This window comes from Brachybacterium sp., assembly GCF_052095815.1.
Taxonomy (GTDB): domain Bacteria; phylum Actinomycetota; class Actinomycetes; order Actinomycetales; family Dermabacteraceae; genus Brachybacterium.
The window spans coordinates 42,572-57,291 of record NZ_JBQDLF010000004.1; the positions used below are offsets into that span (position 1 = coordinate 42,572).

Consider the following 14,720-nt stretch of genomic DNA (forward strand, 5'->3'; position numbering starts at 1 on the left):
TTTCTCATGCCTGTGCCCTCTGCCGATGATGCCGACGCCGCCCTCCGTGCCCTGGAGCCGGTGCTGCATCCCAGCGGTTGGGCGCTGCTGAACTCCCTGCCTCCTTATCGTGAGGACGACGTGCTGCGGCACTCGACGCAGCTGCGTGAGGCCGGGCATTCCCCCGAGCTGGTCGCCGCCGTGCTGACCCAGTCGCGGCTGCGCGCACGCGCTGCGGACAAGTTCGGGGAGTTCGCCTCCTCCATGCTGTTCACCCCGCACGGTCTCGAGCAGGCCACCCGTCTGCCGATCGCGGCGCTCCACGCCAAGCGCTTCCAGCGCGCCGCAGTGGGCAGCGTCGCCGACCTCGGCTGCGGCATCGGCGGTGACTCGATGGCGATGGCGGGGCTGGGGCTCGAGGTGACGGCGGTGGATCGCGATCCCGCGGCAGTCACCGTGGCCACCGTGAACCTGCGCCCCTTCCCGAACGCGCGCGCCCAGCTGGGTGACGCCGCGGAGCACGACCCGACGTCGACCGACGGTATCTGGCTGGATCCCGCCCGCCGAGCCCCCTCCCGCGGCGGCACCCGGCGCCTGCACGACCCCGAGGAGTACGAGCCGCCGCTGTCCGCTGTCCTGGACCTGGCGCGCCGGCTCGGCACCGCCGACGAGCTGGGACCGCTCGGCGCGAAGCTCGGCCCTGCCGTCTCCCGGGAGGCGCTGCCGCGCGAGGTGGAGGTCCAGTGGCTGTCCTACCACGGGCAGGTCCTCGAGGCCGCCGCCTGGTGCGGGCCGCTCGCACGCGAGGGAGTGCTCTCTTCCGCCCTGCTCATCGACCACGCCGGTGCGCACCGCCTGGACCGGGGCGTCGACTCCGCCGGCGATCCCACGCCGGGCACGGTCGGGGACCACTTCTACGAGCCCGACGGCGCCGTGATCCGGGCCGGACTGATCGGCACTCTCGCCGAGCACCTCGGCGCCCACACCCTGGATGAGACGATCGCCTATCTCACCGGCGACCGCCTGGTGAGCACCCCCTTCGTCCGGGGCTACACAGTGCGTGACGTGATGCCCTTCGGCCTCAAGCGGCTGACCGCCTACCTGCGGGAGCATCGCCTGGGCGTTCTGGAGATCAAGAAGCGCGGCACCGCCGTGGAGCCCGACGAGCTGCGTCGCAAACTGCGCCCGCGCCGCTTCGGCGACGAATCCGCGACCCTGATCCTCACCCGCATCGGCGGGGAGCAGTCCGTGATCGTCGCCTCCCCGCATCCGAGCCCCGCCGCCCAGGGAACCGCGCAGGAGGCCGTCCGATGAGTACCGGGAACGGCGCCAGCAGCAGCACCACCACCACTGCTGACGCTGACGCCGACGCCGACGCCGGAGCTGACGCTGCCCGCAGCACGGACAGCTCCCCCCGCGTCGATGCCCACCGCCGTCTGGTCGCGGTGCTGCTGCTGGTGGTCTCCCTCGGCGCGATCGGCCTGGTCGCCCTCGGCGCCGCCGCGGACCGGGGCCCCGGCGCGGTGTACACCGGGGAGACCGAGGGCGAGTACAAGTTCGCTCCCGCTCGTGAGGACTACAACGAGCCGGACTGGGCCACCCAGGACCTCCCCACCCAGCCGCCGGATCCCGACGGTCCGAACACCGGGCTGATCATCGCCCTGGTGGTGCTCGGTGTGATCCTCCTCGCCCTCGCCATCTGGGTGGCGTACCGGATGCGGAAGCTCGCCCGGCCTGCGCCTGCGCTGGCCGGATACGCCGATGAGGATGAGCTCACCGCCGAGCAGGCGATGGCCGCGCTCGAGGATGCCCGTGCGCATCTGTCCACCGTGGTCGACGCCCATGACGCGGTGATCGCGGCCTGGCTGGCGCTGGAGCGCGCGATCGCCGAGGCCGGGGTGCGGCGCGCCCCCTCCCAGACCACGCTCGAGTTCGTCGTCGCCGTGCTCGGCGCCCTGGACCTCGACCGTTCGGCGCTGGATCGGCTCGCACATCTGTACCGTCGGGCGCTGTTCGACCCCCAGCCCCTGGTGGAGTCGGACCGCGAGGAGGCACTCGCCCTGCTCGACGGGCTGACCGCGGATCTCGGCGGCGGCACGACGGAGAACGGCCCGGCTGGGAACGGCCCGGCTGGGAACGGCCCGGCTGAGGAGGGCTACGCATGATCCGTTCCTGGCTGCCGCTGCTGGTGAAGCTGGCGATCGCCGTGGTGCTCGCCCTGGTGCTGTACTTCATCTGCACGCTATTCGGGCTGTACCTGCCGCTGCCGATCCTGTTCTCCGTGGGCCTGGCCTGCGGCGCGATCTGGTGGATCATCGACGAGGGCGCTGACCGCGCCGATCAGCTCCATGCCCCCGAACTCGATCTCGACGCCGACTACGCGCTGCCCCATGCCCAGGACACGCGGGTGCGCCGGCTCGAGGATCTCGCCCATGGCGCCCAGCCCAGCCGCCGCATGACCAGCCGCGGCCTCGCCCGCACGCTCGGTGAGATCGCGGAGGAACGTGCCCGCGACCCCGAAGCCCCCGCACTCAGCACGGGTCTGGAGCGGCTGCTCGAGATCGCCCGCCACTCCGATGCCGAGACCCATCCCGTCGGCCCCATCGACCGACGTGCCCTGCACCGCTGCCTGACCGAGCTCGCCTCGCGCGAGGAGAGGGACCGATGACCGACCCCACCCCTGATTCCCCCACTGCTCTCACGCCCCGGGCGATGTCGCCCCAGGAAGCCACCGCTGCCGCCGCCACCGTGCTGGACGCCGTCGAGACCGCCGTGGTCGGCAAGCGCGAGTCCCTCGAACTGGTCCTCACCGGCATCCTCGCCGGCGGGCACGTGCTCCTCGAGGATCTCCCGGGCCTGGGCAAGACCCTCGCCGCGAGGTCGTTCGCGCAGGCGCTCGGACTGCCTTTCAAGCGTGCCCAGTTCACTCCCGACCTGCTGCCTGCGGATCTCACCGGCGCCGAGGTGTTCGACCAGCGCACCGGCGAGTTCGTGTTCCGTCCGGGCCCGGTGTTCACCGGGCTGCTGCTGGCCGACGAGATCAACCGCACCCCGCCGAAGACCCAGTCCGCGCTGCTGGAGGCGATGCAGGAGCGGCAGGTCTCCGTCGAGGGCACCACCCGGAAGCTGCCCAACCCGTTCCACGTGCTCGCCACCGCGAACCCCATCGAGCATGAGGGCACCTATCCCCTGCCCGAGGCGCAGCTGGACCGTTTCCTGCTGCGGCTCTCCTTCGGCTATCCCACCGCCGCACAGGAGTGGGAGGTGGTCTCCCGCCGCATCGATCGCCGCCGCGAGGAGCAGATCGTGCCCGAGGTGCTGGATGCCGCCGGGCTGCTCGGCGTGCAGCAGGCCGTCGAGGATGTCCACGTCGAGGACTCGGTGGGTCATTACGCGGTCGAGCTCACCGCCGCGACCCGCAGCCACCAGCACGCCCTGGTCGGCGCCTCACCGCGAGGCACCCTCGCCCTGATCACCTGTGCCCGCGCGCTCGCGGTGATCCGGGGGCGCTCCTACGTGGTCCCCGAGGACATCAAGGCACTCGCCCATCCCGCCCTGGACCACCGCGTCACCGTCAAGCCCGAGCTGTGGCTCCAGAACGCGACCGGCGCCGGCGTGGTCGACGCGGTCCTCGGGCAGGTGCCGGTCCCCGCAGCGGTCGAACCGGTCCCCCAGGCCTCGGCGTGAGCTCCGGGGACTCACGGCAGATCGAGCTGCGGACCCGGCCGACGGCGGCGCTGGTGCGGGCCGCGATCATCGGCGGTGCCGCCCTCGCACTCGCCCTGGTCATGGGCCGGCCCGACATCATCCTGGTCGGGCTGCCGTTGCTGGTCTGGGCCCTGGTGGCACTGGCTCGACGGACCCTGCGCGGTGAGGAGCGGGCGGTGGTGGATCCGCAGCAGCGGGTGAACCGCCGCAGCATCGAAGAGGGTGGCACCGCAGCCGTCACCGTGCGCACGGACCCTGGGGTGCTCACCGCGGCGACGCTGCCGATGCCGCCCCACGCCGACATCGCCCCGCGCCACGGCTCCCTCGCCGGCGACGGGGAGCTGCAGATGCGGGTCAGCGCGCAGCGCTGGGGAAAGGTCCGGGTGGGCCCGATGCACGTGCTGGTGGCCGACGCACTCGGCGCCTACCGCGCCCAGCGGACCCTCGCCCCTGCCGAGGTGCAGGTGGTCCCCGCCTCCACCGTGCTCGACGCCCCCGTCGAGGTGCCCACCCCGATCGGGGTCAGCGGGGTGCACCTGTCCCGCCGCCGCGGCGATGGCACCGCGCTCTCCGAGGTGCGGACCTTCCGCCCCGGTGACCGCCTGCATCGCATCAACTGGCGCGTCACCAGCCGCACCGGCGAGCTGCACACCAACGCCACCTTCACCGAGCAGGACACCGAGGTCCTGATCGTCACCGACACCATTGCGGATATCGCTCCCGCGCCCTGGTCCGATGCGGAGGCGCCCACCAGCCTGGACATGACCATCCGGGCGACCTCGGCGATCGCCCGTCACTATCTCACCGCCGGGGACCGCGTCTCGGTGTTCGACATCGGTCATCTCATCGGCCCGGTGCCGCCCGGCTCCGGTCCCCGCCAGCTGCGCGTGCTGACCGCCGCCCTGTCACGGGCCAGCCGGGATGCCGGCGCGCTGCGCCCGGCGCGGCGCCTGCGCTCGGTGCGCTCGGGCACCCTCACCGTGGTGTGCACGCCGCTGCTGAGCCGGGACACGATCGCGCAGATCGGAGTGCTGGTCTCGCATGGGGCCGACGTCATCGTGGTCGACACCCTGCCGCCGAGCATCGGCGACACCTCGGTGCTGCACGGGAAGCCGCTGCGTATCGATGGCAAGGTCTCCGACCGGTTCTGGCCCGAAGCCTGGGCGATGCGCCGCCTGCTGCGCGAGAAGACGGTGCGCGAGCTGCGCGAAGCCGGTGTGCCGGTCACGGCCTGGGAAGGTCCGAGCTCTCTCGCCCCCGTGCTGCTGTCACTCTCGGCGGCCCGTACGGCGCCCCGGATGAGGAGGTCCTGATGCGGATGGGACAGGTGGTCGATCCCGTCGCCCAGCGGCTGCTCGAGCTGCAGAAGGTGAGCGCCACGCAGTGGCTGCTGCGCATCACCGGCACCGCCGCGACGGTGTTCGCGCTGCTGATGCTGTTCGGGGTCACGGGGCTGTTCACCCACGTCGGCACCGTCCTGATCACCCTCACGGTCGCGCTGGGGCTCCTGTTCCAGTTCCGCAACCCGGACACCGATCTGGGGCTGCTGGCACCGGCGGGGATCGTGCTGGGAGTCCTCGGCCTGGGCGAGGTCTCGATGCTGCGCACCGCCGGGATCGGGCTCCTGCTGCTGATCGCGCACAGCGCCTTCGCCCTCGCGGCGACGATTCCCGTGCACGGCGTGTTTGCCCGCAGCGCCTGGTTACTCGCCGGCAAGGGGCTGCTCCCGGTGCTCGTCCTGAGCCTGCTGGGCGGGCTGCTGGTGGCAGGGCTCGCAGGGGTGCAGCTCGGTCCCTGGATGATGGTGCTCGGAGTGCTCGCGGCGATCGGACTGTTCATCACGGTGCTGCCCCGCGAGCGGTGAGATCGCAGCGAAAGAGCACTGGGTCACCGCCTCACCTTGAGGCTGCAAAGTCCGGCGGCGCTTCGTCCTCCGTGCGCTGCTGAACGTCCGGCTGGGCCTGAGCGTCCGTCTGGCCCTGAGCGTCCTGAGACTCCTCCGGCGCGTTCGGGAGGATCCTGGCCCGCTCTCCGTCGGGCCCGTCGAGGAGCCGCCTCAGCAGCGGCGAGGTCGAGGTATATCGGTGCCCGGTGGGCGTCTCGATGGTGAGCAGACCTGGTTCCTCATCGGCGGCGGGGTCCAAGGTCGAGGTCCATCCGGGCATCTCCTTGGCCAGGTTGAACCGTTGGCAGTGGCCCACGCCGTTGCCGACGTCGGTGCTGCCCCCATCGGCGTGGCGGTGCGCATGGTCGACGTCATGGATCGCGGCATCGCAGAAGGGCGTGCGGCAGCGCTGGTCCCGCGTGAGGATGAAGCGTCGGACCTCGCCGCGGAAGAGCCGACGGCGGCCGTCCACCTCTGTCAGATCGCCCGTGGGCGAGTCGGTGTAGAGGCGTCTGATCCAGCGCTTCGCCTCGGTCACCTCCCGCGAATCTGTTGCGGCCGTCGCGGGATCCGGTGGGCTGGTCTCGAGCTCTTCCTCAGGAGGACCGGCCGACGGTGCTGCGGGCATGACATTCTTCGGGCCTGCGGAGGCTTCGTTCGGCAGGCCGGCAGGTGAAGTGGTCGACGGCTCTGCGGTCACCTCGGTCGGCGGCGAAGGCACTATCGGCTGTTCGGGCGAACCGGCGAGTGCCGGTCCATCCGACGCGGCCAGCTCGGCAGGGTGCGCGTGAGCGGAGCGTGATTCGGCGTCGTCGACAGGCAGGGCAGGCAGGGCGAGCGCGGCAGGCTCATCTCCGAGCTCAGACGGTGGCGTTTCGTGCACATCCGGCTGGCGCCGGGAGGGCGCTGTGCGGGTGCCGAGGGCGATGTCGCGAGCGACCGGGCCAGGGATCGGAATCCCGCCCATCCAGGCAGTCTCGACGTCCTCGCCGAGCAGCGTCAGATCGGTCATGAGCAGCTGGACCTCCACCGGAACGTCGTCCACGGTCTCCACCCCGGTGGTCCGCTCGACGAGCGTATCGGCCATGATCTGACCCTTCCCCCGAGGATCACCCCCGCTCTTGGCGGCCTTGGCGGCGCGAGTGAGGGCGTCGAAGCTGGCGACGCCGTCCTTCACCGGGAGGACCGCTCGCAGCACCGACATCCCATCCACGGCGGGGCGCAGCGTGACCCGTCGGCCGCTGACCGCTCGCTGGTTCCGAGCCACCGCCGCTCCAGGGTCGAGCTCCATAGCCCGCGCCCGCGTGATGTCGCTCGCGCGGCCTGCGGTGACCTTCGGGAGCCGGGCCTCGAACTCGGCATCGATGGTGGCACGGTCCTCGTCGTCGAGGACCACCACATTGGCCGCCACCATGTGGGCGGCCCACTCGCTGATCTTCCCGGCGCCGAGCAGCGCAGTGGTGCGCGGCATCGAGGTGACGAGTATCCGTCGCAGCGCAAGCTCATCGGAGGCCTGCTTGGGGGCGATCCTGCGCGCGAGACCGATCTGGTCGGCGATGCCACGTCCGAGCTCATCGCGCGGCACCCCGAGGCGCTTCTGCTCCCGGATCTGAGAGTCGTGAAAGACAGTCTCTGCCTGCGCCTGCACGGCGGCGAGGCGGGCCTTGCCGTGCTCCATGGCGGTGATGAGATCGATGAGGGCGTCGTCATGCCCCCTGGGGAGCTGTTCCAGGGACGGTGCAGCGTCGAGAAGGAGCTCGAGGTCAGTGGTCCACTGCATCGCGCTGGCGCTCATGCCTCTGCCCTCCTTCACGCCTGGTCACGGTCCTGGACGACTGTGTCCGGGGCTGTCGTGCTGTTCGAACAAGCGTGCGCTCCGCTCCGTGGCAGCACCAGGTCTGCATCCCGAATGTGGACGAAGGGGTGGTGGGGAGGAAGGGTCACGCCGTGCGTCACGCCCTGGGCGGAACCCAGGTGTTCCACGTCGCTCCAGACCTCCACGGCAGGTCGGCGAGGACTACCGTGAGGGGCATGTGGCAGATGATGGACCTCCTGTACGGGCACAAGAAGGAAATGGTCGCGCGGGAAGACGCCCTCCCCGGCCGCGACCGCTATCCCTACCCGCTCGCGCGCGAGCACCTCGTGCTCGGGACCGACATGCTCGGGCCGGACTCCCCCGTCGATCCGCGTCCCTGGCCCGCGGGCACCGAGGAGATCATCCTCGCCGGCGGCTGCTTCTGGGGCATCGAGCGCATCGCCTGGCAGGTCCCTGGCGTGCACACCACTTCCTCGGGCTATGCCGGCGGATATACGCCGCATCCCACCTATGAAGAGGTCTTCTCCGCCAAGACCGGTCACACCGAGGCTGTGCGCGTCATCTACTCCGGTGGAGAGCCGACGCTGCGCGCCCTGCTCACACAGTTCTGGGAGCAGCACGACCCCACCACCGCCAACCGTCAGGGCAATGACGTCGGCACCGAGTACCGCAGCGCCGTGTACTGGACGTCCACAGCGCAGGGCGAGGTCGTGCGCAGCTCGGCAGAGCGCTATCAGCAGGCGCTTGACGAGGCCGGGCGAGGTGCCATCACCACCGAGCTGTCACCGCTGTCCGAGGCCGGCAACGGCGTGTACTACACGGCGGAGCCCGAGCAGCAGCAGTTCCTGGAGAAGAATCCCGGCGGCTACTGCAACCACGGGTTCAACGGGGTGGCCTGCTCGCTCTGAGCGACTCAGCGGGCCGGGGCCTCCTGGCCGGGCAGCCCGTCGCCGTGGTCCCCGCCCATGAGGTTCCGTCGTGCGCCGATGTCCGGCCCACCCTCGGGCCGTGCCGGAGCCGGGGCGACACCCAGCAGCTGCGCCGCGAAGCCACCCGCCTCGCGCGGCAGCGGAACAGCGCCCGCGCCGGGAGCACCGCCAGGTCCGCAGGCCGACGCCGCCGCTGAGCGGGGTGCCCGCGGTGCACCTCCCTCCTGGGCGAAGCGCGTCATCTGCTCCGTGGTGGGGTAGACGGAGCTGACCACGATGTCCAAGCCCAGCAGCGTCACCGGCAGCGCGGATTCCCCTGCGGACTCCAGCAGCGCACGCACCGGCTCGCACTCCTCGAAGGCCCAGGCGTCCTCGTCCTGCAGGTAGACGGTGATCGGCTGGCCGGCGAGCGCGAGGGCCGCGGCCTCGTCGAGGAAGGCCTCCTGCTGCTCGACGTCGGGCGGCGGGGAGGGCAGGAAGATGTCCAGTGCGGCCTGCTGCGCAGACTCGTCCACAACGTTCATGAGCACCACGGTAGCGCCCTGGACGCCTGGCACACTGTGGCGATGGACTCCTCCGCACCCACCCCTATGCCCAACCCAGCTCCCGGCTCCGTGCTCCTCGGCCACGACACCCTGGTGATGCAGCAGATCACCGGGTTCATGTCCAACGACTTCGACATCCTCGATGCCACCGGCGAGCAGGTGATCGGGCACGTCACGACCTCGGGAAGCGGGGTGTCACGGCTCTTCGCAGGGAGCCGCGCGCTCGATGTCGCCGACGCCGACGGCACACCGCTGCTGCACGTCCAGGATCCGCCGGGCATCGGCTTCGACCGCTTCGAGCTCTCGACCCCCGAGGGCGCTCCGCTCGCCGAGGTGATCAGTCACTTCGCGCTCTTCTCGACACGTGTGGGGATCTCGGTGGTGGGCGGACCCTCGCTCGAGCTCAAAGGGGACATGCTGGGGATGGACTTCACCGTCGAGGTCGAGGGATTCGTCGCCGCGACGGTCGCCCGGCAGTGGGGCGGGCTCTCCCGTGGCTTCCTCGGCCACAGCCGCTATGTGCTCGCGATGGACCCGACGGCGCCGCCTCAGCTGCGGCTGGCGGTCATCGGCGGCTGCATCGTGCTGGACCTGATCCGGCAGAAGAAGTCGCGCAACAACTGAGTCTGGCGGTCACCGAAGCATCCGCTGCGCGGTGCGCAGCCAGGCCCTGGACTCCTCGGCCCAGCCCAGTTTCGCCAGGTGGATCGCGGTGGTGACGCGTTCGAGCCCTGCCCAGGCCGCGGTCCGCTCCGCGTCGAGCTCGAGCCGCTCCGCGAGCTGCGCGACGAGCCGTGCATGCCAGCGCCGCCCTGCACCGACTCCCTCGCGATGATCGAGGTCGTCGATCACCCGCTGGTGGTCCCGCAGCGCCACCCCGAGGTCATACTCCGGCTCTCCGAGGAATCCGTCAGGGTCGATGAACACATGCTCCGGCCCACGACGCAGCACATTTCCCGGATGCGGATCTCCGTGCAGCACCACCTGGCGCGGAGAGGGATCGGCGATCAGCTCGAGGGCGAGGGCCCGCGCCCGCTCGAGGACCTCGCGCTCCCCCGGCTCAATGCCCACGCCCCCGAGCACCCCACCGCCCGCACCCTCCAGTACCCCACCGCTCGCGCGCTCCAGCGCCCCACCGCTCGCGCCCTCGAGCACGTCGTTCGCGAGCCCGCTCTCGAGCGCGCCGTCCACAAGGGCCAGCAGCGAGGTGGCCTTCTGGGCGGGGGTGAAGGGTGCGCCGACGGCGACGGGAAGCTCCCAGGTGGTGGGCAGCAGGTCGGCGAGGGCCAGGGACTGGGCGACGGGGTCGGGGACGGACGCCCACAGCGAGGGGCCGAGACGTTCCAGCAGCACCGCACGGAGGTCGTCGGCCTGCTCGAGCACTCGCACATAGCCGCGCCCGTCGGCCGCCTGGAGAATCCGCACCTGCTGGGCATGATCTGAGCCGTGTCCGCTGAGCTTCAGGACGGCGGGGCCGGTGGTGCGTCCGTGCACCTCGAGCACGGGCAGCTCGGCCCCGTCGGCGAAGGTCCGGACCACGGTGAGCTCCCAGCGGGACAGCACCGCCCGCAGCCGATCCGGGAGTGCATCGAGGAGGTCCCGCGCCCAGGGCTGCGCGGCCCAGGGACGAGCCCTCGCGTCGTCGAGCACCTCGCTCAGGTGCACAGGCCTCAGACCGTTTCTGCTGCGGCGGGCTCCGCGGCCGAGCTCTGAGCTTTCGCCGCTGCGTCCAGCACCCTTCCCAGCGGGAGGTAGTGCGCGTGGACGGCCTGGCGATAGGCGTCCGCGTCGCCGGTCTCGAGGGCGGTGAGCATGGCCTGATGGGCGTTGACGGTGTCCAGGATGTCCTCGGCCGGGGGGAGCTCGAGCAGCGGGACGGCGACGGTGTGGATCTCCCAGAAGGCCTGCGCGAGCTGGCGCAGCAGCCCGTTGTCCAGGTGTGAGAACAGCGCCGTATGGAAGGCGGCATCCGCCTCGGGGAAGGGGCGGCCCGCGGAGGCGAGATCCCGCATCTGCTCGACCAGCCCCTCGAGCTCGGGGTTCGTGGTGTCCTGATAGGACGCCACCAGCTGATCCGCGACCGAGAGATCGAGGGCTATTCGCAGCTCGACCACCTCTCGCAGGGCCCGCAGGTCGTTGCCGTCGTCGAGCCGCGCCCGGAACAGCAGCCCGTCCACCAGCGGGGAGAGCGAGAGCTGCCCCACGAAGGTGCCGTGCCCGTGCCGCACCTCGACGATGTCCAGCGAGGCCAGCGTGCGCATGGCCTCGCGCACCGAGGAGCGTGAGATCTCGAGCCGCTCGCACAGCGCGCTCTCGGTGGGCATGGGATCTCCCGGCACCAGCCCTTCGACGAGGATCAGGTCCTGGATCCGCTCGACAGCGCTGTTGCCCGTGCCTCTGCTGCGCACCATGCCTCTTCCTCTCGGACCCGCCGCAGTGTGCGACACAGGTCTCATCATGCCGTGCCCGGCCCTCCGCCGCGTTCCGGTCCGGAGGGTCTTCCTCGTGCGTGGCGACCTCACAGCCGCGTGGTCACCATTCGGTGACGACCGCTCTCTGGGGTGGTGGCGATCACGCCATCCGTGATGCACTCTTCCCAGTCATCAGACATCATACGTCTGATCTTCGCGAGGTGGCGGACTTCCCGCCGACTCGCGAAGACGGCGTGACCATCCCCGTCGCCACCGGCGCCGGGACCACCCTCCGAAGGGATGTATCAACGGTGATCTCCAACTCCACTGGTCGGCTCGGCCGACGCGGCTTCCTCCGCGGCACCGCCGCCATCGCCGGCGCGGCCGGCATCGTCGCCGGCATCGGCACCTGCGCACCCAGCGACAGCGGAGGTGACGGCGGCAACGGCGGCAGCGGCTCCGACGGCGGCGGTGCCCCCGCGGGGGAGGCGAATCCGGACGGCCACATCAACGCCGCCATCAGCTACGAGCTTGGCACCAACGGCTACGACCCGATGACCACCTCGGCGGCGCTGACCGTCGCGGTTAACTGGCACACCCTCGAGGGCCTGACGGAGCTGCACCCCGTGACGCGTGAGGTGTACGCGGCGCTCGCCACCGAGGTCCCCTCGGCCGAGGGCGACACCGTCGACGTCACCCTGCGCGAGGGTGCGGTCTTCCACGACGGCTCCCCCGTCACCGTCGACGACGTCGTCTTCTCCTTCGAGCGGGTCAAGGACCCGGCGAACGCGTCGCTGTACTCGCAGTTCATCCCCTTCATCGACACGATCGAGAAGAAGGACGACACCACCGTCACCTTCACCCTCCTCCACCCCACCGGAGTGTTCGCCGAGCGGCTGTCGACGGTGAAGATCGTGCCGAAGGCTGCTGTCGAAGCTGATCCGAAGGCCTTCGATTCGAACCCGGTGGGCTCGGGCCCCTGGAAGATGACCGACAACTCCGCCGCCTCGAAGATCGTCGATCAAGCACGTGGCACGCAACTGCATCGCCCCGATCATGGTGTTCGCGACCGTGCTGGTCGCCGATGCGATCGTGCTCGAGGCCTCGCTGTCCTTCATCAACGCGGGTGTGCAGCCGCCCAGCCCCTCCTGGGGCAACATCCTGGCCGACGGCAAGCAGCTGCTGCTGTCGGGCTACTGGTGGCCCACCTTCTTCCCCGGGTTGTCGATCCTGCTGACCGTGCTCGCCCTGAACATCCTCTCCGAAGGCCTGACCGACGCGATGGCGAGCCCCCGCGTCAAGGTCAAGGTCGACGTCGAGGCCGATGAGCAGTCCCTCGTCGAGGCCGCGGTCGACGGCCGGAAGGCTGGCACCGGACCCGGCACTGGTACCGACGCCGGCGCCGGGTCCGGGTCCGGGTTCGACGCCGGGTCCGGGTCCGGGTCCGGGTCCGCCGTCGCTGCTGCCGCTGGCCCCGCCAGCACTGCGCACGAGATCCCTCACGAGGTGCTCGGTGCGACCGACGAGGAGACCGCCCAGCGGCTGCTGCTCGAGTCGCTCTCCGCCCTGCGCAGCGCCGAGCTGTCCCGGCCCGAGCGCGTCGCCTCCGAGACCGTGTCCGCGCCTCTGCTCGAGGTGCAGGACCTGCGGGTCGCCTTCCCCTCCGCGCACGGCGGGACGGACATCCTCGACGGGATCTCCTTCCAGGTGCGACCCGGCGAGACGATGGGACTGGTCGGCGAGTCCGGCTCCGGCAAGTCCGTGGCGAGCCTCGCGGTGATGGGTCTGCTGCCCCGCACCGCACGGATCAGCGGGAAGGTGCTGCTGAACGGTGTGGACCTGCTGTCCCTGCCCGCGAAGCAGATGAACGCCCTGCGCGGCCACGAGATCGCTGATCTACCAGGACGCGCTCAGCTCGCTGAACCCCTCGATGCTGATCCGCTCCCAGATGGCCCAGCTGACCCGCCGCGGCGGGACCCGCAGCGCGGAGGAGCTGCTGGAGCTGGTGGGCCTGGATCCGAAGCGCATGCTGAACTCCTACCCGCATGAGCTCTCCGGCGGTCAGCGCCAGCGGGTGCTGATCGCAATGGCCCTGACCCGCGACCCGAAGCTGGTGATCGCCGACGAGCCCACCACCGCCCTGGACGTCACCGTGCAGAAGCAGGTCGTGGACCTGCTGAACCGGCTGCGGGAGGAGCTCGGCTTCGCGATGGTGTTCGTCAGCCACGACCTCGCCCTGGTGTCCCAGCTCGCCGACCGGATCACCGTGATGTACGCCGGTCAGGTCATGGAGCAGGCCACCACCCACGAGCTGCTCATCGATCCCCGCCACGAGTACACCCGCGGCCTGCTGGGCTCGGTGCTGTCGATCGAGGCCGGCGCCGAGCGCCTGCACCAGGTCCCCGGCACCGTCCCCTCACCCCGCGACTTCGCCGCCGGAGACCGTTTCGCCCCGCGTTCGCTGGATCCGTCGGCCGATCCCACCGCGCACCCGCGACTGGTCGAGATCGGGATGAGCGGTCACCTCGTGGCCACCACCGGCACCGTCCCCACACCTCTGGCAGGAGATCCGCGATGACCACCGACTCCACCCCGCAGTTCACCTCGGACACCGCCGGCCGGGAGCAGCCCACGATCGAGCTGGTCGACGTCCACGTCGTCCACCGCCTGCGCAGCGGAAGCCTGCTGCATCCCGACACCATCCGCGCCGTCGACGGGGTGAGCGTCTCCGTGCGCCGCGGCGAGGTGCTCGGCATCGTCGGCGAATCCGGTTCCGGGAAGTCCACCCTGGCCCGGGTGATGACCGGGCTGCAGCCCGTCACCAGCGGTCACGTCTTCTTCGACGGCCAGCCGCTGCGGCGCGGAGGCGCGGCCCGCAAGCAGCTGGGCCGGAAGGTGTCCGTCGTCTTCCAGGATCCCGCGACGGCGCTGAACCCGCGCCTGGCGGTGCGGGAGACGCTGGTCGACCCGCTGCGCGTGCACGGGATCGGCACCGAGCCCGAGCGCCTGGCCCGGGTGAAGGACCTCCTCCACCTGGTGGGGCTGCCCCAGTCCGCGCTCGAGGTGCTGCCGCGCCAGCTCTCCGGCGGGCAGCGGCAACGCGTCGCGATCGCCCGCGCCCTCGCGCTCGAGCCCGAGATCATCGTCGCCGACGAGCCCACCAGCGCCCTGGACGTCTCCGTCCGCGCCCAGGTGCTGAACCTGCTCACCGACCTCAAGCACGAGCTGGGGCTGGGACTGGTGTTCATCTCCCATGACATCAGCACCGTCCGCTTCATCTCCGACACCATCGCCGTGATGCACCACGGGAAGGTCATCGAGCATGGCAGCGTCGAGCAGATCTTCGAGGGCGCCGAGGACGAATACACCCGAGCCCTGCTGGCCGCAGCCCCGTCGCTGCTGTGACAGCCCAGCTGTGACGGCACTGCTGTGACATCGCTGCTGTGA

At 70.9% G+C, this 14,720-nt stretch carries 13 protein-coding genes and 2 pseudogenes; 11 read left to right on the forward strand and 4 right to left on the reverse strand.

Annotated elements, in window-relative coordinates; all coding sequences use genetic code 11:
* Positions 1-6 precede the first annotated feature (6 nt).
* Genes ACTH43_RS02695 through ACTH43_RS02720 form a run of 6 tightly spaced genes read left to right on the forward strand, consistent with a single transcriptional unit; the run spans position 7 to position 5,551 of the window.
* Positions 7-1,293, forward strand: a complete 1,287-nt coding sequence (locus ACTH43_RS02695; protein WP_441443384.1) for a THUMP-like domain-containing protein — start codon at positions 7-9, stop codon at positions 1,291-1,293.
* Positions 1,290-2,144: a DUF4129 domain-containing protein gene (locus tag ACTH43_RS02700; RefSeq protein WP_441443385.1), complete on the forward strand. Its 855-nt coding sequence runs from the start codon at positions 1,290-1,292 to the stop codon at positions 2,142-2,144. The genes ACTH43_RS02695 and ACTH43_RS02700 overlap by 4 nt, the downstream gene beginning before the upstream one ends.
* Positions 2,141-2,647, forward strand: coding sequence for a hypothetical protein (locus ACTH43_RS02705; protein ID WP_441443386.1), 507 nt, complete (start codon positions 2,141-2,143; stop codon positions 2,645-2,647). The genes ACTH43_RS02700 and ACTH43_RS02705 overlap by 4 nt, the downstream gene beginning before the upstream one ends.
* The gene (locus tag ACTH43_RS02710; protein ID WP_441443387.1) at positions 2,644-3,666 is read left to right on the forward strand and encodes an AAA family ATPase; all 1,023 of its coding nucleotides are present in this window, start codon (positions 2,644-2,646) and stop codon (positions 3,664-3,666) included. The genes ACTH43_RS02705 and ACTH43_RS02710 overlap by 4 nt, the downstream gene beginning before the upstream one ends.
* The gene (locus tag ACTH43_RS02715; protein WP_441443388.1) at positions 3,663-5,000 is read left to right on the forward strand and encodes a DUF58 domain-containing protein; all 1,338 of its coding nucleotides are present in this window, start codon (positions 3,663-3,665) and stop codon (positions 4,998-5,000) included. The genes ACTH43_RS02710 and ACTH43_RS02715 overlap by 4 nt, the downstream gene beginning before the upstream one ends.
* A complete protein-coding gene (locus ACTH43_RS02720) occupies positions 5,000-5,551 on the forward strand; it encodes a hypothetical protein (protein WP_441443389.1) in 552 nt (183 codons plus the stop codon). Before ACTH43_RS02715 ends, ACTH43_RS02720 begins: the two co-directional genes overlap by 1 nt.
* A gap of 31 nt (positions 5,552-5,582) precedes the next feature.
* Here ACTH43_RS02720 and ACTH43_RS02725 read toward each other — a convergent pair whose 3' ends face one another.
* Positions 5,583-7,367 carry a hypothetical protein gene (locus ACTH43_RS02725; protein WP_441443390.1) on the reverse strand — a complete coding sequence of 595 codons (1,785 nt, stop codon included), beginning with the start codon at positions 7,365-7,367 and terminating at the stop codon, positions 5,583-5,585.
* A 236-nt stretch (positions 7,368-7,603) separates the two neighbouring features.
* Here ACTH43_RS02725 and msrA point away from each other — a divergent pair, with 236 nt between their 5' ends.
* Positions 7,604-8,296, forward strand: a complete 693-nt coding sequence (gene msrA / locus ACTH43_RS02730; protein WP_441443391.1) for a peptide-methionine (S)-S-oxide reductase MsrA — start codon at positions 7,604-7,606, stop codon at positions 8,294-8,296.
* 5 nt (positions 8,297-8,301) lie between these two features.
* On the opposite strand, the gene ACTH43_RS02735 is transcribed toward msrA, so the two are convergent.
* Positions 8,302-8,841, reverse strand: a complete 540-nt coding sequence (locus tag ACTH43_RS02735; RefSeq protein ID WP_441443392.1) for an arsenic metallochaperone ArsD family protein — start codon at positions 8,839-8,841, stop codon at positions 8,302-8,304.
* 42 nt (positions 8,842-8,883) lie between these two features.
* On the opposite strand from ACTH43_RS02735, the gene ACTH43_RS02740 reads away from it, so the two are divergent.
* On the forward strand, positions 8,884-9,486 hold the full coding sequence (locus ACTH43_RS02740) for an LURP-one-related/scramblase family protein (protein ID WP_441443393.1): 603 nt from the start codon (positions 8,884-8,886) through the stop codon (positions 9,484-9,486).
* A gap of 9 nt (positions 9,487-9,495) precedes the next feature.
* On the opposite strand, the gene ACTH43_RS02745 is transcribed toward ACTH43_RS02740, so the two are convergent.
* Positions 9,496-10,527, reverse strand: coding sequence for an aminoglycoside phosphotransferase family protein (locus ACTH43_RS02745; RefSeq protein ID WP_441443394.1), 1,032 nt, complete (start codon positions 10,525-10,527; stop codon positions 9,496-9,498).
* A 5-nt stretch (positions 10,528-10,532) separates the two neighbouring features.
* Positions 10,533-11,273, reverse strand: coding sequence for a FadR/GntR family transcriptional regulator (locus tag ACTH43_RS02750; protein WP_441443396.1), 741 nt, complete (start codon positions 11,271-11,273; stop codon positions 10,533-10,535).
* 554 nt (positions 11,274-11,827) lie between these two features.
* Here ACTH43_RS02750 and ACTH43_RS02755 point away from each other — a divergent pair.
* From ACTH43_RS02755 to ACTH43_RS02765, 3 genes and pseudogenes are all read left to right on the forward strand, one after another.
* Positions 11,828-12,232 (forward strand): annotated as a pseudogene (locus tag ACTH43_RS02755) (ABC transporter substrate-binding protein); the annotation flags it as partial.
* 61 nt (positions 12,233-12,293) lie between these two features.
* Positions 12,294-13,851 (forward strand): annotated as a pseudogene (locus ACTH43_RS02760) (dipeptide/oligopeptide/nickel ABC transporter permease/ATP-binding protein); the annotation flags it as partial.
* A complete protein-coding gene (locus ACTH43_RS02765) occupies positions 13,848-14,678 on the forward strand; it encodes an ABC transporter ATP-binding protein (RefSeq protein ID WP_441443397.1) in 831 nt (276 codons plus the stop codon). The pseudogene ACTH43_RS02760 and the gene ACTH43_RS02765, both read left to right, overlap by 4 nt.
* Positions 14,679-14,720: the final 42 nt, after the last annotated feature.

Bases quoted from the DNA above. Each gene is read 5' to 3' on its own strand.
- ACTH43_RS02695 (WP_441443384.1), top strand. From the start codon at position 7: ATGCCTGTGCCCTCTGCCGATGATGCCGACGCCGCCCTCCGTGCCCTG.
- ACTH43_RS02710 (WP_441443387.1), top strand. From the start codon at position 2,644: ATGACCGACCCCACCCCTGATTCCCCCACTGCTCTCACGCCCCGGGCG.
- ACTH43_RS02705 (WP_441443386.1), top strand. From the start codon at position 2,141: ATGATCCGTTCCTGGCTGCCGCTGCTGGTGAAGCTGGCGATCGCCGTG.
- ACTH43_RS02740 (WP_441443393.1), top strand. From the start codon at position 8,884: ATGGACTCCTCCGCACCCACCCCTATGCCCAACCCAGCTCCCGGCTCC.
- ACTH43_RS02765 (WP_441443397.1), top strand. From the start codon at position 13,848: ATGACCACCGACTCCACCCCGCAGTTCACCTCGGACACCGCCGGCCGG.
- ACTH43_RS02725 (WP_441443390.1), bottom strand. From the start codon at position 7,367: ATGAGCGCCAGCGCGATGCAGTGGACCACTGACCTCGAGCTCCTTCTC.
- ACTH43_RS02720 (WP_441443389.1), top strand. From the start codon at position 5,000: ATGCGGATGGGACAGGTGGTCGATCCCGTCGCCCAGCGGCTGCTCGAG.
- ACTH43_RS02700 (WP_441443385.1), top strand. From the start codon at position 1,290: ATGAGTACCGGGAACGGCGCCAGCAGCAGCACCACCACCACTGCTGAC.
- ACTH43_RS02735 (WP_441443392.1), bottom strand. From the start codon at position 8,841: ATGAACGTTGTGGACGAGTCTGCGCAGCAGGCCGCACTGGACATCTTC.
- msrA (WP_441443391.1), top strand. From the start codon at position 7,604: ATGTGGCAGATGATGGACCTCCTGTACGGGCACAAGAAGGAAATGGTC.
- ACTH43_RS02750 (WP_441443396.1), bottom strand. From the start codon at position 11,273: ATGGTGCGCAGCAGAGGCACGGGCAACAGCGCTGTCGAGCGGATCCAG.